Raw genomic sequence first — 25247 nt, 5'->3', positions numbered from 1 at the left:
CCGGTCTCCCTTGCTAGACGGCACTTCTGGCATAGGCATCGTCATGGCGCACGATATCGTCCTCGCCGAGATAGCTGCCGGTCTGCACCTCGATCAGCACCACGGGATCGGGGCCGGGATTTTCCAGCCGGTGCACCGTGCCGATCGGCACATAAACCGACCTGTCTGGCCCGAGAACCTGCGTTTGCGTCCCCAGCGTGATCCGCGCCTCGCCTTCGACCACAACCCAATGCTCGGCGCGGTGGCTGTGGCTTTGCAGCGACAGCCGCCCCCCCGGCGCTACCATGATCCGTTTCACCCGGAACCCGGGGCCGAGAACCAGCGTCTCGAACCAGCCCCAGGGCCGGTAGTCGCGTTGTGCGGCATCGGCCTGCGGCGCGCTTCGGGCGCGCAGCTGCGCGACGGCATGGCGCACCTCCTGCGCGCGTGCGCGCGGCGCGACGAGAACGGCGTCGGGCATGGCGACGGCGATCATGTCCTCGAGGCCGATGCCGACCAGAACCTGCCCGCCCGCCTCGGCGCGCAGCAGGCTGTTGCGGCAGCCGATCGCCTCGGCCGGGCCGTGGCAGGCGACGCCCGCGTCATCTTGCGCCTGGCCGCGCCAGATCGCATTCCAGTCGCCAAGGTCGGACCAGGCCCCGACATAGGGCACGAGTGCGAGGTTCGTCGCCTTTTCCATCACCGCGAAATCGACCGAGATCGACGGGGCCGCCGCGAAAGATGCGGGGTCGAGGCGCAGGAAGCCGAGATCGTCCCGCGCCCCGGCGAGTGCCGCGCTGACCGGGCCCAGACAGTGCGGCGCATGGAGGCGGAACGCCGCCACCAGATCGGCAGCGCGGGCGAGGAACAGCCCGGCATTCCACAGAAACCGCCCCTCTTGCATCATTTCGGCGGCGCGGGCGGCATCGGGTTTCTCGACGAAGCGCAGCACGCGGCGCGGCCCGGCGATGGGGTCCGATGTATTGTCGAGAAGCGGACCCGCCTCGATGTAACCGTAGCCGGTCTCGGGCCGGTCGGGGGCGATGCCGAAGGCGACGATCTGCCCCGTGGCGAGCGCCGGCAGACCCCGCGCCACCGCCTGGCGAAACCCGGCCGGGTCCGGGATGGCGTGATCGGCCGGGGCGATCAGCAACACCGCCCCGGGGTCGCGCGCCTCCATCAGGAGCGCCGCGGCCAGAATCGCGGGCGCGGTATTGCGCGGCACGGGTTCGATCAGCACCGCCTCGGGTGCGATGCCGGCGCATTCGAGCTGGTCGCGGGCCATGAAGCGGAAATCGGCCCCGGTCATCACCACCGGCGGGGCGAACAGCCCGTCCTCGCCCGGGGCGAAGCGCAGCGCCGCCTGCTGAAACAGCGTCAGCGGCCCGCCGATCCCGACAAATTGCTTGGGATGCGAGCGGCGCGACAACGGCCACAGCCGCGACCCTTCGCCCCCCGACAGCAGAACCGGCGTGATCGGGCCGTCTTGTGTCATGCTCCCCTCCCTGTGTGCGACGTCCGGCCCCGTTTCGGGGCACGTCTTCGCGGCGCCGTCCGGAAGATGCTGTGCGAAGATCGCGCGGCCGCCCGCGAACTCCTGACAGGCGAGTGCGGAAAAGATCTTCCCGGAATACGGGTATCTTCTCTGGCTTTTAGTTAAGCTTTCGTTAACGTCGCTTCCGGCCCTGCGCTCTTTTGCCCGGGGCGAGACCCCGTGGCGTCATTCAGGGCGGATCGAGATATGAGGCTTTATCTGATTGCGCCCGCGCCGACCTTCGGCCGGGACGGGCTGTTCGCGGACAAGGTTCTGAACACGGAAGAGAGATATGCCCTGATGGGGTCTGCCGGGATTACCACGGTGGCCGCGCTGTTCGGCGATGGCATCGGGATCCGGCTGTGCGACGAGCTGATCGACGACGTGGATTTCGACGATCCCGCCGATCTGATCGGGCTGAGCATGAACGTCGGTCAGGCGGCCCGCGGCATCGAGATCGCCCGCCGTTTTCGCGCCGCCGGGCGCAAGGTCATCATGGGCGGGCCGCATGTCTCGCTGGTGCCGGAGGTCTTCGCGGGCGAGGCCGACAGCCTGGTCATCGGCGAGTTCGAGACCGTCGCCGAACAGGTGCGCGCCGATGCGCTGGCCGGCAGGCTCCGGCCCGAATATCGCTGCGGCAAGGCCGATCTCGCCACCGCGCCGATGCCCCGCTGGGATCTCTATTCCAACCGGCGCACGATCTCCGGGGTGATCCAGACCAGCCGTGGCTGTCCGTTCGAGTGCAATTTCTGCGATGTCATCCAGTATCTGGGCCGCGTCCAGCGCCACAAGCCGCCCCCGATGGTCGTTGCCGAGGCTCAGGCGCTCTACGATCTGGGCTATCGGGTGATGAACCTGTCGGACGACAATTTCACGGTCTATCGCAAGGCCTCGCGGGCGTTGCTGAGCGAGCTTGCGGCCTGGAACGGGCACGGGGGGCGCGATCCGGTGCAGTTCTCGACTCAGGCCTCGATCGATCTGGCGCGCGATGCGGATCTGGTGCGGATGTGCAGCGAGGCGGGCCTGCGCGACATCTTCATCGGCATCGAGACCAGCAGCGAGGAAGCGCTGAGCGAGAGCGGCAAGCGCCAGAACCTGCGTCAGGATCTGGTCGCGGCGACGAAGCGGATCGTCGCGGGGGGCGTGGTGGTCTCGGCGGGGATGATGGTCGGGTTCGACAGCGACGATCTCGGAACGTTCGAGCGCCAGTTCGCCTTCGGCATGGCGCTGCCGGTGATCAACCTGCGGGTCTCGGTGCTGGTCGCTCCTCTGGCGACGCCGCTGCACGGGCAGATGAAGGCCGCGGGGCGGCTGGTCGCCGATGATGCCATGGCGCAATTTTACCCGGGCGGCGATCTGTGGAGCAATATCGTGCCGCGCAACATGAGCCGCGCGCAGCTGGCCGAGGGCGCGAGCTGGCTGGCCGAAGCGCTGTTCGATCCCGACAATGCCATCCGCCGTTTCGAGCATGTGGCGGCTTTGCTGGCCCCCCCGCCCGAGCATCTGTGCCGCCCCGGCGGGGCTGGCCGGATCGGCCGGACGACCGGGGGCGCGGGCGGGCTGAAGCTGATCGCGCGGGCCGCGCGCACGCCGGGATCGCGGCGGCTGATCGAGGCGGTGGCCGCACTGTCGCAGGCCCGCCCCGAGATCGCGCGCGATCTGTCCGCCGCTCTGGTCGGCTATCTCAATGCGCGGCTGGCGCTCGATCTGGCGGGCCGCCGGGTCGGCGTCCGCGCGGCGCGTCCGGCGTTCTTCCCGCATCCGGGCGGCCCCGTCGCGACGGCCGGTTTCCCGACATGAGTGCCCGGGGGCTGAGCGACGACATTCTCGCGGTGCTCGACCGGCGCGCCGAAACCCGGCTGCTGAGCGTGCTGGCGCGCGACGGGCGCGAGACGGCGTTCACCGGCGCCGCGATCGCCGCCGCCGCGGGGCGGATGCAGACCCTGTGGAGCGCGTGCCTCGGGCCCGGTCCGAAGGTGCTGATCGCGGCGCTGCCGCCGGGCGAGACCTTTCTGATCGCGCTGACAGCCTCGTTGCTCGGGGCGGGAACGCTGGTGCCGGTGGCGCTGCCGAGGGTCACCGATCCGCCCGACCGGCTGCACCGGATGGCGACGGGCTGCGGTGCGGCGGCGGCGCTGTGCCTGTCGCGCAACCGCGCCGCCGTCGAGGCGCAGCTGCGCGATGCGGCGGGCAAGATGGCCTGCCCGGTTCTGGCGCTCGATGCGCCCGAGGTCTGTGCCGTTTCCCGCAACTCCGGCCGGGCGCTCGCGGATGTGCCGATCGTTCAGCACACATCCGGCTCGACCCGGTTTCCGAAACCGGTTCCGGTCGGAGCGGATCAGATAAGGGCGAACTGCGCCCTGATCCGGTCGTTGTGGGGGATGGGGCCGGAAACCGTGATGGTCAGCTGGCTGCCGCAGTATCACGACATGGGGCTGATGGGGGGGATCCTCTATCCGTTGCTGTGCGGCGCCCGCTCGGTGCAGATGAACCCTTTCGACATGATCCGTTCGCCGCTGTCCTGGCTCGAGGCGATCTCCGATCATCGCGCCACGATGAGCGGCGGACCGGCCTTCGCCTTTCAGGATTGTCTCAGCCGTATCGCCCCCGACGAGGGGCGGAGGCTCGATCTGAGCCGGTGGGAGCGCGCCTTTTGCGGCGCCGAGCCGGTGCCGGCGGGCCTGCTCGAGCGGTTCGCGGCGCGGTTCGCGCCGAACGGGCTGCGCCGCAGTGCCGTTTTCGCCTGCTACGGCATGGCCGAGACCACCCTGTTCGCCGCGGGCGAACCCGACCCCGGGCACGACCGCGCACCATCCGGTTCTGGGTCTTCCGGTTCTGGGTCATCCGGTCTTGGGCCCTCTGCCCCCGCCGCACCGCCCGATTCCGTTCCCGCGGGCTGGCGTCGTCATGAAGGGTGTCGGCTGTCGCAGACCACCCGGCAGGCCCTTGCCATCGTCGATCCCGAAACCGGCGCCCCGCTGCCCGAGGGGGCCGAGGGCGAGATCTGGCTTTCGGGCGCGTCCCTGGTGACGGGCTATCTCGGTCAGCCGGGGGAGAGTGCGTGCAGTTTCGTCACCGATGCTGCCGGGCGGCGCTGGCTGCGCACCGGGGATCTGGGCGGGATCGCCGGCGGGCGGTTGTTCGTCACCGGGCGCTGCAAGGACATCGTCATCGTCAACGGCCGCAATGTCGCCGCCGCCGAGATCGAGTGGATCGCGGCGCGGCAGGATCCGGCGCTGAACCCCTCGGGCGCCGCCGCCGTCGTGCCCGAGGGCAGCGAGGCCGGTCATGCGGTGCTGCATATCGAGGTGCGGGCCGGCCGGGCGGGGCAGATGCCCGCGGATTGCGCGGCCCTCGAGAGCAAGATCCGCCGGGCGGTTCTCGGAGGCTGCGGGGTGACGCTGGACGCGGTGCATATCCTGCGCCGCGGCAGCCTGCCGCGCACCACCAGCGGCAAGATCCGCCGCAGCGCGGTTCTGCGCCCCGACGCCCGGGCCGCGCCCGCCGACGGGGAGTCGGTCTAGAATGGCCGCCGTCCCCTGGCCCCCCATGCCCGCTTTCATCGCTTGTTTTCCGGTTCTGGAGCCTTTCGCATGACCGAACTGACCCGCCCGCTGTTTCTCGAGGCCCTGTGCGCGCAGCTTGCCACCCGGACCGGGGTGCCGCGCGAAACCATCACGGCGGACTCGGAATTCGCCCTGCTCGGCCTGCAGTCGGTCGATGCCGTGCTGCTGTGCACGGCGCTCGGGGAAGATTTCGCGCTCGAGATCGATCCGTCGGACATTTTCGAGCATGACACGCCCGGTTCTTTCGCCGATGCCGTCATCGCGCAGGCCGCGGGGCCGGCGATATGCGCACAGGACGAGAGCGCGGAAGACGGGCGCACGGGAGACGGGCAATGACCTCCGGGGCCCCGCAGACCTCCCGGGTCACGGACAAGACCTTCGCCATCCTCGGGGGGTTCGTCCGGGGCTGGTCCGCGGACAAGATCGGGCCTTCGGGGCTGATCGCGCGCGCCAATGCCGCGGGGCGCCGGCCGCCGCTGGTATGGGTGCTGAACGATACGAAGGAATTCGGCGCCTTTGCGGATGCTCTGGGGCCGGATCAGCCGCTGATCGCCATGCGCTCGCTCAACACGGTGATCGCGCCGCACAGGCTGACGCGGGCCGATGTGCACAGCGTCGCCGAACGCTATGCGCAGGAGCTGGGCGCGATCCTCGGCAAGCGGCCGTTCTTTCTGGGCGGAAACTGCCAGGGGGCGGCCATCGCGGCCGCACTCGCGCGCCGGCTGCTGCTCGCAGGGGCGGATCTGCGCGGCTTCGCCGGGATGGAATGGCCCGATCTTCCGCCGCTGCCGGTGCCGGTGACCTTGCTGTTCGGCGCCGACAGCCCCGGTCACAACCCGTTCCTGTCCGGGCGCGATCCGGTTCCGGTCTGGGAGCGGATCTATCCGTCCCACGAGGTGGCGATCCTGCCCGGCAGCCACGGCACCTATTTCGATCCGGAGCGGGTGGCGGACCTCGTCCGGGTGCTGCGCGCGATGATCGCGACCCCCCGGCCCGCCCGGCCGGTGCCGGACGCTCCGGCGCTGCCGGTTCTGGGCCTGCCCGCGCGGTGTCGCGCCGGCGAACGTCTGGCGGGGGCGCTGAGCGCCCCCGGTGGGGCGGGCAAGGACGAGATCGTGGTGCTGTGGGACCCCGAGACACCGGCGCCGGCGCATCGCGAGCCCGCCCGGCCTTACCGTCTGCCCGGCGGGGCCGAGCTTTTGCGCCTCAGCGCCCCCGACCGGCCCGGCAGCTGGTTCGTGCAGACCTTTCGCTGCCGCGCCGGCGCCGGTCCCCTCGCCTGGGCCGAGGAGTCCGGCCGTCACCGCCGGATCGAGGTCACCGCAGCCTGAGACCGCCGAGCCTGAAACCGCCCCCGCAGAAGGGTCTGACAGGCGTCGTCTCAGGCCTTCAGCAGCGTGGAGAACGGCTCTCCCAGGATCTTTTCCATGTCCGCCATGTTCGGCGGCATGTGGCCGGCCTTCTCGTCCTCGTATTCGATGAACGAGATCCGGGACGCCAGCCCCGCCGCGGTGCAGGTCTCGCGGAACGGCCGGTAATGGATGTCGAGGTGATGCCGGTCGAAGCGGTTTTGCAGATAGAAGATCCGCGCCCCGGGCTTCATTCGCGACATGTCATAGGCTTTCAGATCGGAATCGCACGCGGTTCCGTTGCGCTTGCGCAGGAAGTCCTTCACCGCGCTCTGCACCTCGAACTTCAGGGCGTCGATCTGCGGATTGATCACGATGGCTTCGTCGAGAAGGCCCAGCAAGGTGCCGCCCAGGGCCGCGAACCCGCCGCCCGAGCTGCCGAAGCCGAGGGTCCGGCACTGCGGCGCCCTGTCCCGGATCGCGGCCAGAACCGGTTCGAGCAGGGCGGGAAGCGCATTGCGCCCGCTCGCGCCGAGATACCATCCGAGCACGATCGGATCCTCGCCGAGGGTCAGCGGGTCGGCGATGCAGAACACCGGGTGACGGAACTGCCTGGCCCAGCTCCAGCGCTGGAACACCGCCTTTTCGGCGGCCACCTTGCCCGGCGTCAGCGCGCCGTTGAACATCACGACCGCCTTCGACCAGTCCGGGCCATCGTGGAAATAGACATTGCCGCATACGCCTTCCCCGGAGCGGACCAGCGCGGGAAGGCTGTCGAAGCGGGGGAATTACACCATCGTGTCGGCCGACAGCCGGTAGACCCACTCCGTCCGGTCCCCGATCCGGTATCCGATCTCCATGCCGGGGGTGAACAGGAAATCGAACTTGTATCCCAGCGGCTGGCGGATATGGCCGAACCCGCGGCTCTGCAGATGCTGTTCCACATCCGGCCGGACGTTTTTCAGCGCGGTGAGGAATGTCGTCTCCGGGGTGCGGATCGCGACCTCGGGGATCGCCCCGTCGGGGTCGTAGGCCCAGCCCGACAGGCAGATCCGCCCCTCCTGCAGCTGTGTCGCCAGTTGCGGATTGAGATAGCTCCGGATTTTCGTGGAGGTGTTCGTCGTTTCGAACCTGATTTTCATGGTGCCCATCGGTGCGCTTTGCCCGGCCTGATGATAGAGACCGGCTGTCTGGGGAGCAACCGGCGGGGAAGAAACCGCAACGGCCGCGCCGAGCCCGGCCAGGGCCTTCGTTTCCGCCTCGGAGCGCGGCCCCCATTTCGCGCTGTCGTAGCTTGCCAGAAATGCGAAGAGATGCGGCGCATCGTGCGCCTTCGCGCCGCTGTCGCGGATCTCGCGCAGAACGCGGGCCCCGGCCAGCCGCCACAACCCGGGGGTCTGTCGCTGCGGCAACAGCGCGGTCAGCATCTCGACATAGCGCGACGATTTCATCCGGTTTTCGCGGATGATCCGGCGGTAGAAGGCCAGATCCTTCGCCCGGCCGAGCACGATATCCGACACCAGAGTCGAAAGAATGCCCATCTCGGTCAGGGTCCGGGGAATGAAATGCGACCCGAAGGGCACGATCAGGCGGCGGTGCTGTCCGGCCAGCCCGTTCAGCAGGCGGGCATGGGTCGGGTCGATCCTGTGACGCGGATCGTAGACGATGGTGCCCGACAGGCCCGACAGCCGTTCGGCGGCATTCGGGAAAAGCACGGGGCGCAGGCGGATCGACTGTTCCCAGATCGGGTTCAGCAACACCTCCCCGGCGCGGACCGACAGTTGCGGCGCGGTGATCAGATAGTCCGCATTCAGGTCGCGGGCGAAGGCCGCGGCGCCGAAGCCGCCCATGCTCTGACCGTAGGCGATGCGACGCGCGATCCCGGCCGTCGCGGCATTGGCGGCGGCGATGGCGGCCGGCATCTCGGCGCTTTGCCACCAGTGATCGTCGCGGGTGGTGAAATACACCCCCGTGACGCCGAGCTTGCGGAAGAGCCCGTCTCCGTAGCGCGGATTGTCGGCCTTGTGCATCCCATGGCCGGAAAAGCTGAACACCGCGACCCCGCCAGAGCCCGGTTCGAGATATACGACGATATCCGCGCCGGAATAGATCGTTTCCATCGTCTTTTGCTCCGACCTCGCCGGCGGTGCCTTGCCAGATATTCGCTGTCTAGTTCCCCATAAAAGTCATTTCAAGACAATATGTTGCGCATTTTTAGGGCGATCCGTTCCGGCCCGTCCTGTCCGCCGAAAGACGGCATATCCGCCCGGGATCGTCTTTTTCGCTGGCAAGGATCCGGATCGCGGCGGGGTTACAGCACGATGCCATAGCGCGCGCGCAGCTGTCGCAGATCCCCGGCATGGAGCGCTTGCAGACAGGCTGCGTCTTCTGCGCTCAGCGCAGCGACCGCATGGCCCATATGCGAAAAGACGGTTTCGGGAGCCGGCATCCGTTCCGGACGGGGAAGGCCGAGAAAGTCGTAGACCCGGTTCAGGGTCCCGGCAGGGTGGGACTGCAGATCGGCCTGACGCAGCAGCAGCACCTGCGAGGCCGGAAACAGGGCGAACAGCCGGTCGAGCTGCGGGGTGTAAAAGCCGCGCTCGACATAGCTGAACACCCGCAGCGCCCGCTCGTCGCCCGTGTCCAGACGCCGGCGCCCGGCGCGGATCGCCTCGCCGAAGGGCAGGGTTTCCTGACCGCGGGCGGTGGCCATGCGCCAGTGCGAATAGGCGCGCTCGACCGGATGGCGCAGCGACACGATGAGCCGCATCCCGGGATTGTAACGGCGGATCCGCCCGAGGCTCGACGGCCAGTAGGTGTAGATCGGCGTCGCGTCGCCCAAAATCCTGCCGGCCGGGTGATGGGCGTAGGGCCGTTCGAGATCGTCCCAGGACGGGTTGCTCCAGTCCCGGCTTTCGTCGTCGAAGAAGTGCATCTCCTTGCGCGGGCCGAAGCCGATCTGCGGATGGCTGCGCAGGAAATGCCACAACGCGGTCGTGCCGCCCTTCTGCACGCCGCAGATCATGAAGCTCAGCCTGGGGGGGCCTGACATGGCGGATCGCTTCCTCTGGGGTCGTCCCGGCCCCCGGGGAGTGTCGGGACGACGATGGCGCGTGCTCAGTCCGCGCCGAACAGGTCGCGGGTGAACACCTTATCCTCGACATCGGCGAGGTCCTGCGTGCGCCGGTTCGCCACGATCACGTCCGAGCCCGCCTTGAACGCGCCGAGATCGCGCACCACGCGCGAGCCGAAGAAGCTGTCTTCCTTCAGCGTCGGCTCGTAGACCACGACCTCGATCCCCTTGGCCTTGATCCGCTTCATGATGCCCTGGATCGAGCTTTGGCGGAAATTGTCGGACCCCGCCTTCATCACCAGACGGTAGACGCCCACCACCTTCGGATGGCGCGCGATGATCTGATCGGCGAGATAATCCTTGCGGGTGCGGTTCGCCTCGACCACCGCCGAGATCAGGTTCTGCGGCACCTGGTCGTAATTCGCCAGAAGCTGCTTGGTGTCCTTGGGCAGGCAGTAGCCGCCGTAACCGAAGGAGGGGTTGTTGTAATGGCTGCCGATCCGCGGATCGAGGCAGACGCCCTCGATGATCTGGCGCGCATCCATGTGGCGCGACAGCGCGTAGCTGTCGAGCTCGTTGAAGAAGGCGACGCGCAGCGCGAGATAGGTATTGGCGAAGAGCTTGATCGCCTCGGCCTCGTTGGGGTTGGTGTAAAGGACGGGGATGTCCTTTTCCATCGCGCCGCCGATCAGCAGTTCGGCGAAGCGGTGGGCGCGGTCGCTCTGCTCGCCGACGATGATGCGCGAGGGGTGGAGGTTGTCGTAAAGCGCGCGGCCTTCGCGAAGGAATTCGGGCGAGAAGATCACCTGTTCGGTGTGCATCCGCTGGCGCACGTCCTCGATGAAGCCGACGGGGATCGTCGATTTGACGACGATGGTCGCGGTCTTGTTGACCGAGGTCACCAGCTCGATCACCGACTCGACCGAGGAGGTGTCGAAATGGTTGGTCTTGGTGTCATAGTTCGTCGGCGTCGCGACGATGACGAATTCGGCGTCCTTGTAGGCCGAGGCGGCATCGGTCGTCGCCGTCAGGCTGAGCGGCTTGTGGGCGAGGAAGTCCTCGATCTCGGCGTCGACGATCGGCGATTTGCGGGCATTGACCAGATCGACGCGCGCGGCGCTGACATCGACCGCCGTCACCTCGTTGTGCTGCGCGAGAAGAACGGCGTTCGACAGACCGACATATCCAAGACCGGCAACGGCGATTTTCATGTAACCCTCGGTTCGCGCGACAGGAATGAAGGTGCCGGGGGCAGGCGCGATCTGCCCTGCGGCGGGAAATGGCTTGCCTTGCCTCCGCTGCGGAGCAGGGCTCTGTGCGTTCTTGCCATACACAACCGGGCCGCCGGCGTCACGCAGCTTTGGACGCCGCTGCGCACTCGCGGGCGGTTTCCGGCTTCCGGCGCCCGGTTTCCGATCCCGACGGGGGGCGGGGGCGCTGCCCCCGTCTCCTTCGGAGACTCCCCCGGGATATTTCCCGAAAGCCGAAACGGGCAGGGCGGCCTCAGACGCCCGGGCGGAAGGGGGTTTCCTCGCGCAGCAGCCGGGCGAGGTATTTGCCGTAATCGTTCTTCGCGAACAGCCGGGCACGCGCGGCAAGCTGATCGGCGTCGATCCAGCCGCTGACATAGGCGATTTCGTCGAGGCAGCCGACCTGCTGGCCCTGACGCATCTGCAAGGTGCGCACGAAGTTGCCGGCGTCGAGCAGGCTGGCGTGGGTGCCGGTGTCGAGCCAGGCATAGCCGCGCCCCATCAGCTCGACCGAGAGGGCGCCCTCGTCGAGATACATCTCGAGCAGGCTGGTGATCTCCAGCTCGCCGCGCGGCGAGGGGCGCACGGCGCGCGCGCGCGCGGGCGCATCGGCATCGAGGACGTAAAGCCCGGTGACGGCGTAGTTCGACGGCGGTTCGGCCGGCTTTTCGATGATCCGCGTGGCCTTGCCCGCGGCATCGAAGGCGACGACGCCATAGCGCTCGGGATCGGCGACGCGGTAGCCGAAGACGGTGCCGCCCCGCTCCTGTGCCGCCGCCCGGCGCAGCATCTGCTGCAGCGAGGCGCCGTAGAAGATGTTGTCGCCCAGAACCAGCGTCGAGGGCGCGCCGTCGAGGAAATCCTCGGCCAGGATGAAGGCCTGCGCGAGCCCGTCGGGACTGGGCTGCACGATGTAATGCAGATCGAGCCCCCACTGGCTGCCGTCGCCCAGGGTGCGGCGGAACTGTTCCTGATCTTGCGGCGTGGTGATGATCGCGATCTCGCGGATGCCCGACAGCATCAGCACCGAGAGCGGATAATGGATCATCGGCTTGTCGTAGACCGGCAGCAGCTGCTTCGAGACGCCGATGGTGATCGGGTAAAGCCGGGTGCCCGAGCCGCCGGCCAGGATGATGCCCTTGCGCTGTTTCATTTCGTTTCGTCCAGTTCGTCGATGATCTGCGCCACGGCGGCGCGCCAGTCCGGCCGGTCGAGGCCGAAGACCGAAAGCGATGTGCAGTCGAGCCGCGAATTCGCCGGTCGTGCCGCGGGGGTCGGCCAGGCCGAGGTCGGAATGTCCTCGATCCGGCAGGCGAGTCCGGCCCCGGCCATGATCGCGCGGGCGAAATCGGCCCAGCTGACGTCGGGGGCGCCCGAGAAGTGATAGGTGCCGCTGGTCTCGGGGGCGCGGCGCAGCCGATGCGCGATCTGCAGGCAGGCGTCGGCGATGGCGCCGGCGGGGGTCGGGCCGCCGATCTGGTCGCCGACCACGTTCAGAACCTCGCGCGTCGCGCCGAGGCGCAGCATGGTCTTGAGGAAATTGTTGCCATGCGCCGAGAACACCCAGGAGGTGCGCAAGATCGCATGGACCCCGCCCGCGGCGCGCACGCCGTCCTCGCCTGCGAGCTTGGTGCGGCCATAGGCGTTGAGGGGTGCCGTGGGATGGTCCGGCGCGAAGGGCTCGGTGCCGGTGCCGTCGAAGACGTAATCGGTCGAGATCTGCACGAAGGGGATCAGGGCCGCGGCACAGGCGCGCGCCATCGCGGCCGGGGCCTCGCCGTTGACGACGAGGGCGGCGGCTTCCTCGGTCTCGGCGCGGTCGACGGCGGTCCAGGCGGCGGCATTGATCACGGCTTGCGGCCGGATTTCGGCGATGCGGGCGGCGCAGGCGGCGGGATCCGACAGATCGGCCTCTGCGCGGCCGAGGAACACGGCATCCGGCACGCGCCGGGCGAGTTCGAGGGCGACCTGGCCGGTCTTGCCGAAGACGAGGAGGGTCATTGGGATCGGGTGCTCCGTTCGTTCAGTCTCAGGGGGGTCAGCTCGTCGAACAGGCCGGGCTGGCCGATCGCGCGGGCGAAGGCGGGCAGGATGTCGCCCTCGGTCGCGCAGGCGGCATCGTAGTCGATCAGCGTGACCGGTCCGATCGCCTCCCAGAACCGGCGGATCGCGGCGAGATCGTAATACCAAGGGCCGTCGTTGCTGTGCGCGTCGGGCAGGGCCTTCTGCTGTTCCCAGGTGCCGGACTTGCGCAGCTGATCGGTGCGCGAGGCCTGCCAGTGTGTCGGATCGCGGGTCGCGAGGATCGGCACGATGCGGGCGAACATCGGGCGAAAGAAACTGCGCAGCGCAAAGGCTTCGAGCCCGTCGCGCAACATGCAGAATTCCTCGCTGCTCAGGATCATGTCCGCGCAGCTGCCGCGGCTGCTGCGCAGCCGGGTGGTGATCGCGTCGTAATCGGGCAGCCGCGGCAGGGTGCACATCCCCGTGAGGCGCGGCGTGGTCACCAGCGTGCCGCGCAAGAACAGGTTGGCGACCTGCCAGGCGTTCTCGTAGGGCGAGAGCGCGATGCCCTGCGCGACGAGCGCCGCCTCCTTCAGACGCAGCGCCCGCTGGATCGATGTGGTCCCGGTCTTGTGGGTGCCCACATGCAGCCACAGCGTGCCGGAAGGGGTCATGCCCGGGCCTTCTCCGTCCCGGTGCCGAGCCGTTCGCCCACGCCCTGACGGTTCAGCAGCGGCCGCCACCATGCCTCGTTGGCGAGATACCAGTCGACGGTCTTCTCCAGACCTTCCTCGACCGTCACCGAAGGCCGCCAGCCCAGTTCCGCGCGGATCCGCGACGGGTCGATGGCGTAGCGCGCATCGTGGCCGGGCCGGTCGGTCACGAAGGCGATCTGATCGGCATAGCGGCCCGCGGGCTTCGGGCGCTTGCGGTCGAGGATCGCGCACAGCGTCTCGACCAGCTCGAGGTTGCTGCGCTCGTTCTCGCCGCCGATGTTGTAGCTGCGCCCGATCTCGCCCTTTTCCAGCACCGTCAGCAGGGCCGTGGCGTGGTCCTCGACGTAAAGCCAGTCGCGGATGTTGGCGCCGTTGCCGTAGATCGGCAGCGGCTTGCCGGCGAGCGCGTTCAGGATCACCACGGGGATCAGCTTCTCGGGGAAGTGATAGGGGCCGTAGTTGTTCGAGCAGTTGGTCAGCACCGTCGGCAGGCCATAGGTCTCGTGCCAGGCGCGCACCAGATGGTCGGACGAGGCTTTCGAGGCCGAATAGGGGCTGCGCGGATCGTAAGGCGTATCCTCGGTGAACTTCACCGCCGGGTCGGCGGGCAGCGAGCCGAACACCTCGTCGGTCGAGATGTGATGGAAGCGGAACGTCTCGGGCCGGCCCTTGTGCTCCCAATGCGCGCGGGCGGCCTGGAGCATGTTGTAGGTGCCGATCACGTTGGTCTCGATGAAGGCCCCGGGCCCGTCGATCGAGCGGTCGACATGGCTTTCGGCGGCAAGGTGCATCACCGCATCGGGGTCGTGACGGGCGAACACCGCCGCGAGCGCCGCGGGATCGCGGATGTCGGCCTTCTCGAAGGCATAGGCCGGGTTGTCGGCGACGGAGGCGACGTTCTCGAGGCAGGCGGCATAGGTCAGCGCATCGAGGTTGACGACCGCATGACCGCGTGCGATCGCCTGACGCACCACGGCCGAGCCGATGAAACCGGCACCGCCGGTGACGAGGATCTTCATGGCTCAGGCCTCGAAGCTGAAGGGCGAGGTGAAATCGGCGAGCGGCACCGCCTTGCGGTCCTTGTCGGACAGCAGCGGCTCGCCGGTGAACGGCCAGTCGATGCCGCAGCTCGACCACAGCACGCCGCCGTCGCATTCGGGCGCGTAATAGTCCGAGCATTTGTAGACGATCTCGGTGTCGGGTTCGAGGGTGACGAAGCCATGCAGGAAACCCGCCGGGATCAGCAGCTGACGGCCGTTCTCGAAGCTGAGCTCGACGCCGGTCCACTGCCCGTAGGTCGGGCTGCCCTTGCGGATGTCGACGGCGACGTCGAACAGCTTGCCCTTGCCGCAGCGCACGAGCTTTGCCTGGGCATGGGGCGGGGCCTGGTAATGCAGACCCCGGATCGTGCCGACGCGGGCCGAGAGCGAATGGTTGTCCTGCACGAAGTCGATGTCGAGCCCGGCCTCGATCATGCGCTGGCGGTTCCAGCTTTCGGAGAAAAATCCGCGTGCATCGCCGTGCCGCACCGGGGTCAGGATGACCACGCCCGGAAGGCTCGTCTGCTCAATCTGCATGTCTGTGCGTCCCGCTGTTCGTTCTGGCCGGTTTCGGCCCTTGGATGGGCCGGCGAAAGGCCGGCGGATCGGGCATCACATCAACCACAATTCGGCGCCGCCGTCCACATGCGGTTGTGCGCCTTCGGCGGATATGCGGAGAGGGGTGGCGGGGCGTTGCGAAGATGCCGCGCCGGCACGATCGGCTGTGCCATCCTCTTGCGTCCGGGGCAAAGCCGGTGCAGGCGTTTCGTATTGGATCCGGGCTTGCGTCAGATCGAAGCGGCCGGTTTGCAGGACTGGAAAGGACAGACTGTTGGACACTCTTGCACGAACGACGGATTTCGCCCTGGTCGTTCATGTCTGGCATCTCGATGTGCTCGACGACCTGGCGGCGGCGGCGGACAATCTGCCGCCGGGCGTGGATCGTTTCGTCACCGTTCCCGACAGCTTTTCGGCCGCGCAGCGTGCCCGCGTCGCGACGGCCCTGCCCGGAGCGGTCCTCGTCGCGGTCGAGAACGCCGGTCAGGACGTGGGGGCGCTGTTCCAGCTGATGGGCAAGGTCGATCTGGGGCGCTACGATTTCATCTGCAAGATCCATACCAAGAAGGGCATGAACATGCCCGAGATCTGGCGCACCGCCCTGTTCGGCGGCGTGCTGGGATCGGCGGCGCAGGCGGGCCATATCGTCGCCCGGTTCCGTGCCGATCCGCAGCTGATGCTGGCCGGGGCGCGGCAGCTGTTCCTGCACGGTCCGTCCTATCTGTTCAAGAATGCGGAGGGGCTTGTCGGAGCTTTTGCGCCGATGATCGGCACGGCCGACATCCGGGAGATGGACTGGGGGTTCATCGCGGGAACCTGCTTCTGGATCCGCACCTCGGTCCTGACGCGGATGGCGGCCTGCGAGCCCAGATTCCGCGCCGGGGATTACACCACCGACGGCACGCTCGCCCATGCCGCGGAGCGGATGTTCGGTCTGGCGGTGGCGCTTTCGGGCGGCAAGGTCCTGCTGCAGGACCTGCGCTTCCCGGACCGCTTCCCCGAACCCGAGACCGGCTTTCCGGCCGATCTGCCGCGGGTCGAGCAGTCGATTCCCCGCATTCTGACGCCGCTTGCCGCGAACCTGTTCGTCCGCCCGCGCCGTGCCCCGGTCACGGCCGTGCTGCAGCCGCGCCGCCGGGTCGCGGTCTTCGCCTCCTACAGCGGCAACGGTCTGCTGCCGCCGCAGGTCATCCCCTATCTGCAGGGGCTGAAACCGCTGGTCTCCGATATCGTGGTGGTGTGCGACAACGATCTTCTGCCCGAGGAAATTCAAAAGCTTTCGGGCCTTGCCGCCCATGTCATCACCGGCCGGCATGGCGAATACGACTTCGGCTCCTACAAGCGCGGTGTTGCCTGGCTGCGCGAGACCGGCCGTCTAGACAGTGCCGATGCGCTGGTGCTGTGCAACGACAGCTGTTTCGGCCCGGTCGGCTCGTTCGAGCCGATGTTCGCGACCATGGAGGCGAAGGGCCTCGATTTCTGGGGCGCGACCGACAGTCATCAGATCAATTATCACCTGCAGAGCTATTTCGTTGTTCTGACGCGCAAGGCATTTTCCTCGCAGGTATTTCGCGATTTCATCTCCGGGATCGAGAAAGAGGCCAATGTTCAGCAGGTCATTCTGAATTATGAACTCGGGCTGACCCGATGCCTGAAGGACGCGGGTTTCACCTCGGGGGCGATGCTGGAAAATCAGCTCGAAGGGGTGCATCCAAAAGATCCGACATATTGGAACATGACCATGTTTCCGCTCTATGCGATGGAAAGCGGGGTGCCTCTGGTCAAGGTCAAGGCGCTGCGAGAGCCGCGTATGAACATGAACAGTCAGGGGCAAGTTCTGAACTGGCTGTATAAGCACGCCCCTGATGTCCATGCTTGTGCAACATCTGATCTGGATATTGCCAAGTTCGAAGATGCCAAAGATATTGCTTTTTCAATTATCATGCCGACCCATAATCGTGCATGGTGTATTTCGGTGGCGGTAGAAGCGGTTCTGGCGCAGACTCACGAGAATTTCGAACTGATCATCGTCGATGACGGCTCGAGCGACGGCACTGAAGCGATGATGCGCGACCGCTTCGCGCAAGACTTCGTGGATGGGAAGATCCGCTATGTCCGGCTGGAGAAGAACATCGGCGTGTGCAATGCGCGCAATGTAGGTCTTGCCCATGCGCGCAATCCCTTGATCGCCTATGCCGACAGCGACAATGCGATGCGGCCCTATTATCTAACGATGATGGCCAGCCTGATCGTCGCCGCTCCAGAAAAGGATGCGTTCTATGGCCGCTTCATTCATGTAAACAGCGGCCGTATCGTCGGTAAGCCGTTCGATGGTGAAGGGATTCTGCATGGCAATTTCATCGACCTTGGTGTTTTTGTGCATCGACTTGGCTTGGTAGCCCGTCTCGGTGGGTTTGATGGAGAACTGCGCCGCCTTGTCGACTGGGATCTTTGTATCCGTTACACCCGGCACAAGGCGCCGGGATATCTTAGTGCCATTCTTCTTGATTATACGGACCAAGAACATTCAGATCGAATTTCGGTAAAGGAATCATTCCTAAAGGCTAAGATCGCGGTGCACAGCAAGCACGGCCCCAAGCCGACCGTCTCGACCGCCATCGTCGGTTACAATCACGAGGATTTTCTCGTCGAGGCCATCGAGAGCGCGCTCGAACAGAAAGGCGATTTCTATCACGAGATCCTGCTGTCCGACGACGGATCGAGCGATGCGACCGCGCGCATCATGGCGCGATATGCCGCAAAATATCCCGGGGTGATCCGCAACATCACCCGGGGCGGGAACCATGGCATTTCGGCCAATTACCGGCATTGCTTCCGGGAGGCCTCCGGCAATTACGTCGCCATTCTCGAAGGCGACGACTACTGGACCGACCCGGAGAAGAACCTCAGACAGGCCGAGTTTCTGAAGCGTCACGACACGGCTCCGATGGTCTTTTCGCGCATCGAGCTGTTCGACATGCGCAACAACAGCCGTCGGTTGCTGAAACGGCAGGAGGGACTGCCGGAGCTGGTCTCGGCGCGCGAGTTCGCCGCCGATCAGAACCTCAACCTGATCGTCAATCTGTCGTGCTGCATGTTCCGCAAGGATGTCATGACCGCGCTGCCCTCGGTGCTCTACGACCCGCGGCTGAGCGAGATCGCCCTGGCGTTCTATCTGGACCGGCTGGGGCCGCTCGGGTTCCTGCCCGGGGTCATGAGCACCTATCGGCTGAACGGTGCCAGCGTCTGGACCGGGGCCGATCAGGCGTCCCAGCTGAGACAGGCCATCGCGGTGCGCCAGATGGCGCTGAAGGTCGCCCGCCCGATCTATCACGCTACCCTGCGCAGGCATATCGCCGAGAAGGAAGCCGCTTTGGCGGCCTTGACGAAAACCGGCCAGAGCCCCCGGGCGGCATGAGTGCGCAGATGCCGTCCGACTTTCCGAAACAGCAAGACAGAGACCGAAACATGCCTTCTTCCTCTCCCTCCAAAGTCGCGGTTCTGGTCCTCGGGATGCACCGCTCCGGCACCTCCATGCTCGGCGGTGTTCTCGAATGTCTCGGGTGCCAGGGACCGAAATCGGTGATGCTCGGCAATGCGAAAAACCCCAAGGGGTATTTCGAATCCAATGCCATCAAGCCGCTGAACGACGATATCTTCACCGCGCTCGGCTCGAAGTGGAGCGACTGGATGCCGCTGAACCCGGGCTGGCAGAGCTCGCCCCGGTTCAACGAGTTCCGCGACCGCATCGCCCGGGTGATGGAGGACGAATACGGCGCCGCCTCGCTGATCTATCTCAAGGATCCGCGGATCTGCCGGCTGTTGCCGCTGTGGCGCGAGGTGCTTGAGGAGATCGGTTATCGGGTGGTGTGCATCCACACCCATCGCAACCCGCTCGATGTGGCGCGCTCGCTCGAACCGCATGTCGGCATCGAGGTCGATACCGGTATGGGGATGCTGCTGTGGCTGCGGCATGTTCTCGATGCCGAACGGGCGAGCCGCGGGCTGGCGCGGATCTTCACCAGCTATGGGCGGTTGCTCGAGGACTGGGCGCAGATGTCGGAGCGGGCCGAGGAAACCTTCGGGTTCGGCTGGCCGCTGTCGATGGCGGCGCGCGAGCAGGCGGTGCGGAGCTTCATGGACGGAAGCCTGCGCCATCACGACACGGGGATTTCCGCGCTGCTGAAGAACGGCGCGGTCTCGCCGCTGATCCGCGATGCGCTGGCGGTGTTCGAGAGCTGGGCGGACGCCGGCGAGGATGCGGCCGGCCGCGAGGTTCTCGACGCGATCCGGGCCGAGCTGGAGCTGAGCTCGGGTCTGTTCGTGCAGCCGCTGGCCGCGCTTGGACGCGAGCAGGGGCAGCGCAAGGCGCTGAGCGCCGAGACGGAGACGCTGACGGCGACACTCGCCGCGGAGCGTCAGGCGGCGGAGAAGGCGCGACTGGCCTCCGAAGCCGAGATCGGGACGCTGAACGCCAGACTGGGCGAGGAGCGCAGCCGGGTCGATGCGCTGTTGCGCGAGCGCGATGCGCTTTCGGCACTTGATCATGAACGGCAAGGTCAGTTGCGCCAGGGCGAGGAGATGCTGAATCAGGCCCGCGCAGAGACCGAGGCCGGCAAGGCCGAACGCGATGCGCTGAGCGACCGTCTGGCCGAGAGCGAGCGCACCATCGCCGCGTTGCGCGCCGAGATCGACGCCGCGACCGACCGTCTGATCGAGCGCGACAAGGCCATCGCGGCGCTGCGCAACGATGCGGCCTTCCAGCGCGATGCGCTGGAGAAGGAAAGCCGCGCCATCACCGACAAGCTGATCGAGCGCGACAAGAAGGCCATCGCCGATCGCAAGGCCCATGAGGCAAAGATCGCCCGGCTGGAAGACGAAATCCGCACCCTGCGGGGCAAGGCCGTGCAGGAGAAGGCCGTGCTCGATAAGAAGCTGGCGAGCCTGACGGCGGATAACAAGAAACGGATCGACACGCTGACGGCCGACAACAAGAAGCGGCTCGATACGCTGACGGCCGACAATAAGAAGCGGCTCGATACGCTGAGCTCGGCCAACCGCAAGGCGCTCGAGGCCGTGCACAGGTCCTATCGCGCCAGCACGTCGTGGAAGATTTCGGCGCCGATCCGGGCGATCGGCCGGTTGCTGAAGCGCGGGAAATGACCCGGGCCGGGGGCCCCGGCACGGGAGTGTGCGCGCGACCCCCGGGGCTTCGTCAGTGCGTCAGCTCCGCCAGTTCGGCCTCTTTCTCGCGCAGCCGTTCGAGGATCTGCATCCGGTATTCGGGCCGGGCGACGGCGATCGCCGCCTTGCGCACGGCGATCGCCTGACGCAGCCGCTCTGGCGGGTCGGCGCCGAACCAGACAGATCCCTGGTTCAGCCGGTAGACGGTCATGATCTCGTTCAGGAACCCGATGCGGCCGAGACGGTCCATGTAGAAAGCCAGGGCGATTTCACTCAGCCGGGGATCGTAGAGACAGGCCGGGGCGCAGATCATCGCCGCGCGGCGCACCATGATGCACGACAGGTTCACGATGTAATTCAGCGACGGCAGCGCCGCGAAATCCGCCCCTGTCAGAAACGGCGGCAGTGTCTCTTGCGACTTCAGGCGCCGCAGCTTCCCATCCGTCATGTCGAGAGAGACATAGCGCGAGAACACCAGCCCCACATCGGGTTCGCGCATCATCACCCCGGCCTGTTTCGCGATCTTGTCCGGGTCGTTCCAGTAGTCGTCGCCTTCGAGGATGGCGACGAAGCGGCCCCTGGCCTCGCGCAGGCAATGACGGTAGTTTTCCGAAATACCGTGATTTCCGGATCTTCCGATATTTCGGATCCTGTCCGGATAACGGGCCGCATAGCGCGCGACGATCCGTCCGGTTCCGTCGCTTGAACCGTCGTCCGAAATCAGGATTTCATGCGGGAAGGGGGTGCGTTGCGCCAATGCGCTTTCGATGGCTTCGGCGATGAAATCCTGATGGTTGTAGCTGACGATCACGGTCGAGACGGTTGGCATCGTCGCGTCGGCGCGATGCACAATGACGGCCTCCGGCTGCGTCGGTCGGGGCGCGGCGGCCGGGGCCCGGGGCCGCGTCAGCGCCAGCTGCAGCGGCGGCTGGACACGCCCGAGGCGCGCGATCAGCTCGGCTCCGGCCAGCGCGCCCGCATCCGGATCGAAGCCGCCCGCACGGTGCATCAGGGCCCGGCGATGCACGAAAGCTCCGAGGACATCGTCCCCCCCGGTCCGGGCGGTTCCGGAAGAGGGCATCTGCGGGCCGCAGGTCAGGAAGCTGTCGTGACCGGGATGTTCGACGATGGCCTCGGCCAGACGTCCGAGCCAGGCCGGGGGCAATTCCTCGCCGGGCTCCGGGCAGACGATCCAGTCGTATCGGGCCAGTGCCAGAGCGACATTGCGCGCCTGCCAGCCATCCGCCGCCTCTGTTCCGGCGATCAGTCGCAACCGGCCCCGGGTGCACTCGGCGGCGAAGCGGCGTTCCCACTGGGCCGTTTCGGCGCCTGCCGTTGCCACCGCGATCACCTCGAACCGGGGGTGGGTCTGGGCGAACGCGGTTCCGAGCGTGCGCTCCAGCGCCGCTTCCTGCCCCGCGAGGACCGGAACGATCAGTGAGAACCCGACCTCGGGGGCGGCGCCGAACCGGGCGATCTCCATTTCGGCAAGTGCCGCGGCATGGATTTCGGGGGCACGCGCGTGCAGCAGGGAGAGCGTCTGCGCGATGCTGTCGCCGGTATGCCGCGAGGAGCGCAGGGCCTCGGCGCGCAGCAGCGGAAAACCGGCCTCCAGATCGGCGAGCGGATGGTGCAGCCCGTCTTCGGCTGCCGCGCGGCCGCTCACCCCCAGCCCGGTGCGCTCCAGAAGTCCGGCGAGCGTGCCATCGGCCGGCACAGCATCGCCCCGCAGCCAGGCCTGCGTCAGCGGGTCCAGCCAGGCCGGACGGTTCAGGATCAGCCAGCCATCGTCGGGCAGCGGGCTGCCGTCGCCGCGCGCGAAAGCCCCCCAGACCCCCGCACCCGAGGCCTGTGCCGCCCCGAGCAGCGGCACGACCGACCCGACCGGGCCGAAGCTGCGGTCGTCGCACAAAATCAGCTGATCCGGGACCAGCCGATCCGGGTCGGTCCCGAGCTGTTGCAGCCCGATCCGATACCCCTCTGGCAAGGGGGTGTCGCCGGGGGCGGACCGGCAGGTCAGCCCCGGGAAGGCCGCACGCCATTCCTGCTGCATCAGGGCGTCGCCGCACAGCACCAGCGTCACCGCCCCCAGTCGTTCAAGCGCGCGCAGCAGCGGGCCGGCCTGCGCCGGCATCACGCCCCCGGTCGGGTGCGCCACGAAGACGGTCGCGCGGCACGGCGACGGGGCAAGGCGGACGGGAGGGTGGATGGGGCGCTGGTGTTCGGGCATCTCGGTCATTTCCTGCGGCAGGCATCCGACCCGACGCAGAAACGCATATCAGACGTCGCAGATGCCCGCCTTACATCCGACGTCCGCGCCGCCGAGGCAACCACCCGAATGACCGCGCGCCGCAGGAAACCGGCCTCATGCCATGCCCCCCGTCCCCGTGCCCGCCCCCGTCACGGCACGGATTTCAGCCCTGCGGCCGGCCGCTGTGCCGCGGCGCCCCCGCCAGATCCGAGGATCGCGTCATATTTCGGCCACCAGTCATTGCGGTGGATGTGCTCTGCGATCTGGGGATGGCGACATGCCGCGTAAGCGTCCCGCATGTCCCGATGCGTTCTCGCGAGGGCGGGATGATTGTCGCCGACCAGCCCGCGGAGCCGCTCTTCCCACAGCGTATAGCGCCACAGGATGCGCTCGAACTGGTGATAATATTCGTCGACATTCCCCCAGATCGCACCCTGGATGTAGTCCAGAGCCTGCTTGTTGGCTTTCAGCAGGTTCAGCGCATTCGGCACCGTGACCGAGGACAGCCTGTTCGGCTTGTCCATGCGATACCAGTAGCGCACCCCCGCGACCGGCACCATGATCCGCAGCCGATGCATCGCGCGCAATGTCCAGAACAGATCCTCGGTCGTTTTGGGGTCTTCCCGGAAATAGTAGCACCCCGCCCCGAGCAGAGAGCTGCGCCGGTAGATCGCGTTCCACACGACATTGCTGTTGTCCCAGGAATTGAGCAGGCATCCCTCTGTGGCCCGCCGCTCGATGATCTCGCAAAAGCGGTCGTCCTGCTGACGGTCGGGCCAGAGGCTCGTGTAGCCGGAGCGTGCACCGTCCGCGCCTCCGGGCCAGGCATCGCGGGCCGCGTCATGCAGGGCCTCGTAGTAACCGGGGTCGAGGAAGTCGTCTCCGTCGACGAAGGCAACATACTCTCCCGTGGCCTCGCGCAGCCCGATGTTGCGCGAGGCGGGCAGGCTTTTCATGCTGCTGTTGAGAACCGCGACCCGGGAATCGGCGCGTTCGAATTTCCTCAGCAGTTTCGGAGTGCTGTCGGTCGAGGAATCGTCGACGCAGATGACCTCGATGTCGCTCAGGCTCTGCCCGAGAATCGAGGTCAGGCATTGTTCCAGATAGGCGGATTCGTTGTGGAACGTGACGATGACCGAGAGGGTGGGGATATGGGTTTTCCTGTGCATCGGGGCGGCTCCGCACTCAGCCCGACCGGCGCAGGCACTCGCCGGCCCGCTCCCGGCTCGCGTCGGGCCAGAGCGGCTCGCGGTCCGGTGTGTCGCCCGGCCCCACGAAAGACCCGTCGGGACGGACCCCCCAGATCCGGTGCAGGATCGGCGTCGCAATGCCATAAGCCGCCTCCAGCCCCGCCAGGATTTTCCCGAGCGCGAGATCGTTGCCGTTGCGGAACGAGTTTCCCCGCCACAGTGCCGCGGTCTGCGAGCCGTCGATATTCGGATAGGAAAACCGCTTGCGGGGCATCGACACCGGATAGCCGTTGGCCGTTGCCATCGCCTTCAGCCACAGATCGTCGGCATGGGGGCAGAGTTCGGCGATCAGATCGGCATCGAAAGCCTCTGACGGAATGGCCCCGGCAGGATAGAGCACGCCGCCAACCCCTGTGGGCAACAGCGCATAGGTCTCGGTTTCGCGCAGGTGCTGGTAGTCGTAGGCCCATTGGTCATAGGTGCGCACGCCGCCGTCGGGACGAAACCGGACCAGGTTCGTCCGCCCGGCGACGATCGTGTCCGGATGGGCCAGATGGGCTTCGTGCAGGCATCGCAGCAGATCGCGGTCATAGGCGACATCGTCGTCGACCGTCACCACGACCGCGTCCGGGAATTCCTGCATCGCATAGAAATACTTCTTGTGCGGACCGATATCGCCGCGCACCCAGCGGATCGAGAACCGCTCGTCCTCCAAAGAGCGCAGCGCTTCGGGAAGATCCTGCATCCGGTTCGGGAACTGCTCTTCGGACAGCCACAGCAAGATCCGGTCCGCCGCCATCGACTGTTGCTTCAGGGATCCGATGCACCCGGCGATGGTTGCCATCCGCGGCGGGAACGAGGTGAGCGACACGATCGTTTCCCGCCTCTGCTCCTGTGCCGCACCGGAAGATACCTCCGGCGCGACGGGCTTCGCCGGAACGTCCGGTCGGGGCGCGGATGATGTCCCCGCTGATGGTGTAGCTGGCGTTGGGCCTCGTGCTCTGCTGCGGGCCGAGTTTGTCAGTCGGAGAATGTCCTGAACTCTGTGTATCTGCCCTGGCACATGCGGTTTCAGATACTTATGCGTCGAAGTGCTCGCTGAACATTATGGCGACTGATTGCGGGCCGCAAACCACGTCTCTGGCGTTTCTGCCCTCCTTCTCGAACTTGAGGATAGCGAGGTATGAATAGCCCCGAGTTTCTATCCGAAAACCATAAGGGTCGACAACGGCAGCGAATTTGTCTCCAGAGATCTCTATCTGTGGGCCTGCGCCAAGGAGGCCACGCTGGACTTCTCGCGACCGGGCAAGCCGACAGACGACGGCTTCATCGAGACGTTCAACAGCAAGCTCAGGTCCGAGTGCCTGAACGCGCACTGGTGCATGAGCCTTGCAGATGCCAGCGAAAAGCTGGATGATCAGTGTAGACACTATAACGACGACAGACCGCATAGCGCGATTGGATACAACGTCCCGAGCCCCGATGGCGCCGCCAGCCCGGCATTGTGATCAACGCCCAGAAACTCTAGGTGTTTGATCCCACGGTTTGATGGT

At 66.8% G+C, this 25247-nt stretch carries 19 protein-coding genes and 1 pseudogene; 7 read left to right on the top strand and 13 right to left on the bottom strand.

Translation table 11 applies throughout. The annotated features are described in order from the left end of the window. Nucleotides 1-13: 13 nt before the first annotated feature. On the bottom strand, nucleotides 14-1474 hold the full coding sequence (locus tag CG50_RS12110; protein WP_036638751.1) for a mannose-1-phosphate guanylyltransferase/mannose-6-phosphate isomerase: 1461 nt from the start codon (nucleotides 1472-1474) through the stop codon (nucleotides 14-16). Nucleotides 1475-1720: 246 nt separating this feature from the next. Here CG50_RS12110 and CG50_RS12105 point away from each other — a divergent pair, with 246 nt between their 5' ends. The 4 genes from CG50_RS12105 (at nucleotide 1721) to CG50_RS12090 (ending at nucleotide 6410) form a co-directional block, all read left to right on the top strand. Beyond that, nucleotides 1721-3313, top strand: a complete 1593-nt coding sequence (locus CG50_RS12105) for a B12-binding domain-containing radical SAM protein (protein WP_051909962.1) — start codon at nucleotides 1721-1723, stop codon at nucleotides 3311-3313. Further along, nucleotides 3310-5037 (top strand): AMP-binding protein, encoded by a 1728-nt coding sequence (locus CG50_RS12100; RefSeq protein WP_051909959.1) that lies wholly within the window; start codon nucleotides 3310-3312, stop codon nucleotides 5035-5037. Before CG50_RS12105 ends, CG50_RS12100 begins: the two co-directional genes overlap by 4 nt. A 69-nt stretch (nucleotides 5038-5106) precedes the next feature. Beyond that, a complete protein-coding gene (locus tag CG50_RS12095) occupies nucleotides 5107-5415 on the top strand; it encodes an acyl carrier protein (protein WP_036638747.1) in 309 nt (102 codons plus the stop codon). Beyond that, nucleotides 5412-6410: a hypothetical protein gene (locus tag CG50_RS12090; protein WP_036638745.1), complete on the top strand. Its 999-nt coding sequence runs from the start codon at nucleotides 5412-5414 to the stop codon at nucleotides 6408-6410. The genes CG50_RS12095 and CG50_RS12090 overlap by 4 nt, the downstream gene beginning before the upstream one ends. A 50-nt stretch (nucleotides 6411-6460) precedes the next feature. Here the strand turns inward: CG50_RS12090 and CG50_RS12085 are convergent, their stop codons facing one another. The 9 genes from CG50_RS12085 to rfbC all read right to left on the bottom strand — a co-directional run bounded on the left by CG50_RS12085 (nucleotide 6461) and on the right by rfbC (nucleotide 15048). Beyond that, a complete protein-coding gene (locus CG50_RS12085) occupies nucleotides 6461-7117 on the bottom strand; it encodes a hypothetical protein (RefSeq protein ID WP_152559504.1) in 657 nt (218 codons plus the stop codon). A 99-nt stretch (nucleotides 7118-7216) separates the two neighbouring features. After that, a complete protein-coding gene (locus CG50_RS12080; protein ID WP_036638740.1) occupies nucleotides 7217-8548 on the bottom strand; it encodes a hypothetical protein in 1332 nt (443 codons plus the stop codon). Nucleotides 8549-8739: 191 nt separating this feature from the next. Then, a complete protein-coding gene (locus tag CG50_RS12075; RefSeq protein ID WP_036638738.1) occupies nucleotides 8740-9480 on the bottom strand; it encodes a sulfotransferase family protein in 741 nt (246 codons plus the stop codon). A gap of 65 nt (nucleotides 9481-9545) precedes the next feature. Further along, complete coding sequence (locus tag CG50_RS12070; protein ID WP_036638736.1) at nucleotides 9546-10712, bottom strand: nucleotide sugar dehydrogenase; 1167 nt, start codon at nucleotides 10710-10712, stop codon at nucleotides 9546-9548. Nucleotides 10713-11004: 292 nt separating this feature from the next. Then, nucleotides 11005-11904: a glucose-1-phosphate thymidylyltransferase RfbA gene (gene rfbA, locus CG50_RS12065; RefSeq protein WP_036638733.1), complete on the bottom strand. Its 900-nt coding sequence runs from the start codon at nucleotides 11902-11904 to the stop codon at nucleotides 11005-11007. Continuing rightward, complete coding sequence (gene rfbD, locus CG50_RS12060) at nucleotides 11901-12752, bottom strand: dTDP-4-dehydrorhamnose reductase (protein WP_036638730.1); 852 nt, start codon at nucleotides 12750-12752, stop codon at nucleotides 11901-11903. Before rfbD ends, rfbA begins: the two co-directional genes overlap by 4 nt. After that, complete coding sequence (locus tag CG50_RS12055) at nucleotides 12749-13429, bottom strand: hypothetical protein (RefSeq protein ID WP_036638728.1); 681 nt, start codon at nucleotides 13427-13429, stop codon at nucleotides 12749-12751. The genes rfbD and CG50_RS12055 overlap by 4 nt, the downstream gene beginning before the upstream one ends. Then, nucleotides 13426-14490, bottom strand: coding sequence for a dTDP-glucose 4,6-dehydratase (rfbB, locus tag CG50_RS12050; protein WP_036638726.1), 1065 nt, complete (start codon nucleotides 14488-14490; stop codon nucleotides 13426-13428). Before rfbB ends, CG50_RS12055 begins: the two co-directional genes overlap by 4 nt. Nucleotides 14491-14493: 3 nt before the next feature. Then, entirely contained in the window at nucleotides 14494-15048 is a 555-nt protein-coding gene (rfbC, locus tag CG50_RS12045; RefSeq protein ID WP_036638723.1) for a dTDP-4-dehydrorhamnose 3,5-epimerase, read from the bottom strand. Between the two features lie 295 nt (nucleotides 15049-15343). Here rfbC and CG50_RS12040 point away from each other — a divergent pair, with 295 nt between their 5' ends. Together CG50_RS12040 and CG50_RS12035 are read left to right on the top strand one after the other, a co-directional pair. Next, on the top strand, nucleotides 15344-18487 hold the full coding sequence (locus CG50_RS12040; protein ID WP_036638721.1) for a rhamnan synthesis F family protein: 3144 nt from the start codon (nucleotides 15344-15346) through the stop codon (nucleotides 18485-18487). A 50-nt stretch (nucleotides 18488-18537) separates the two neighbouring features. Beyond that, nucleotides 18538-20232, top strand: coding sequence for a hypothetical protein (locus CG50_RS12035; protein WP_036638718.1), 1695 nt, complete (start codon nucleotides 18538-18540; stop codon nucleotides 20230-20232). Between the two features lie 52 nt (nucleotides 20233-20284). Here CG50_RS12035 and CG50_RS16275 read toward each other — a convergent pair whose 3' ends face one another. From CG50_RS16275 to CG50_RS17085, 3 genes are all read right to left on the bottom strand, one after another. Next, nucleotides 20285-22483, bottom strand: a complete 2199-nt coding sequence (locus tag CG50_RS16275) for a glycosyltransferase family 2 protein (RefSeq protein WP_161785404.1) — start codon at nucleotides 22481-22483, stop codon at nucleotides 20285-20287. A 170-nt stretch (nucleotides 22484-22653) separates the two neighbouring features. Next, entirely contained in the window at nucleotides 22654-23673 is a 1020-nt protein-coding gene (locus CG50_RS16270; protein ID WP_051909954.1) for a glycosyltransferase family 2 protein, read from the bottom strand. A gap of 16 nt (nucleotides 23674-23689) precedes the next feature. Then, nucleotides 23690-24565, bottom strand: a complete 876-nt coding sequence (locus CG50_RS17085; protein WP_051909953.1) for a hypothetical protein — start codon at nucleotides 24563-24565, stop codon at nucleotides 23690-23692. A 331-nt stretch (nucleotides 24566-24896) separates the two neighbouring features. Between CG50_RS17085 and CG50_RS16615 the strand changes: the two are divergent. Continuing rightward, nucleotides 24897-25202, top strand: a pseudogene (locus CG50_RS16615) (integrase core domain-containing protein); the annotation flags it as partial. Nucleotides 25203-25247 lie beyond the last annotated feature (45 nt).

Origin of the sequence: Paenirhodobacter enshiensis (assembly GCF_000740785.1) — a bacterium.
Classification (GTDB): domain Bacteria; phylum Pseudomonadota; class Alphaproteobacteria; order Rhodobacterales; family Rhodobacteraceae; genus Rhodobacter; species Rhodobacter enshiensis.
This window is presented reverse-complemented; position numbering and strand designations above follow the sequence as displayed.

What these genes read in the sequence shown, in the direction of transcription:
- CG50_RS12110 (WP_036638751.1), bottom strand. Translation starts at nt 1,474, where the DNA reads ATGACACAAGACGGCCCGATCACGCCGGTTCTGCTGTCGGGGGGCGAA.
- CG50_RS12105 (WP_051909962.1), top strand. Translation starts at nt 1,721, where the DNA reads ATGAGGCTTTATCTGATTGCGCCCGCGCCGACCTTCGGCCGGGACGGG.
- CG50_RS12100 (WP_051909959.1), top strand. Translation starts at nt 3,310, where the DNA reads ATGAGTGCCCGGGGGCTGAGCGACGACATTCTCGCGGTGCTCGACCGG.
- CG50_RS12095 (WP_036638747.1), top strand. Translation starts at nt 5,107, where the DNA reads ATGACCGAACTGACCCGCCCGCTGTTTCTCGAGGCCCTGTGCGCGCAG.
- CG50_RS12090 (WP_036638745.1), top strand. Translation starts at nt 5,412, where the DNA reads ATGACCTCCGGGGCCCCGCAGACCTCCCGGGTCACGGACAAGACCTTC.
- CG50_RS12080 (WP_036638740.1), bottom strand. Translation starts at nt 8,548, where the DNA reads ATGGAAACGATCTATTCCGGCGCGGATATCGTCGTATATCTCGAACCG.
- CG50_RS12075 (WP_036638738.1), bottom strand. Translation starts at nt 9,480, where the DNA reads ATGTCAGGCCCCCCCAGGCTGAGCTTCATGATCTGCGGCGTGCAGAAG.
- CG50_RS12070 (WP_036638736.1), bottom strand. Translation starts at nt 10,712, where the DNA reads ATGAAAATCGCCGTTGCCGGTCTTGGATATGTCGGTCTGTCGAACGCC.
- rfbA (WP_036638733.1), bottom strand. Translation starts at nt 11,904, where the DNA reads ATGAAACAGCGCAAGGGCATCATCCTGGCCGGCGGCTCGGGCACCCGG.
- rfbD (WP_036638730.1), bottom strand. Translation starts at nt 12,752, where the DNA reads ATGACCCTCCTCGTCTTCGGCAAGACCGGCCAGGTCGCCCTCGAACTC.
- CG50_RS12055 (WP_036638728.1), bottom strand. Translation starts at nt 13,429, where the DNA reads ATGACCCCTTCCGGCACGCTGTGGCTGCATGTGGGCACCCACAAGACC.
- rfbB (WP_036638726.1), bottom strand. Translation starts at nt 14,490, where the DNA reads ATGAAGATCCTCGTCACCGGCGGTGCCGGTTTCATCGGCTCGGCCGTG.
- rfbC (WP_036638723.1), bottom strand. Translation starts at nt 15,048, where the DNA reads ATGCAGATTGAGCAGACGAGCCTTCCGGGCGTGGTCATCCTGACCCCG.
- CG50_RS12035 (WP_036638718.1), top strand. Translation starts at nt 18,538, where the DNA reads ATGCCTTCTTCCTCTCCCTCCAAAGTCGCGGTTCTGGTCCTCGGGATG.
- CG50_RS16275 (WP_161785404.1), bottom strand. Translation starts at nt 22,483, where the DNA reads ATGCCCGAACACCAGCGCCCCATCCACCCTCCCGTCCGCCTTGCCCCG.
- CG50_RS16270 (WP_051909954.1), bottom strand. Translation starts at nt 23,673, where the DNA reads ATGCACAGGAAAACCCATATCCCCACCCTCTCGGTCATCGTCACGTTC.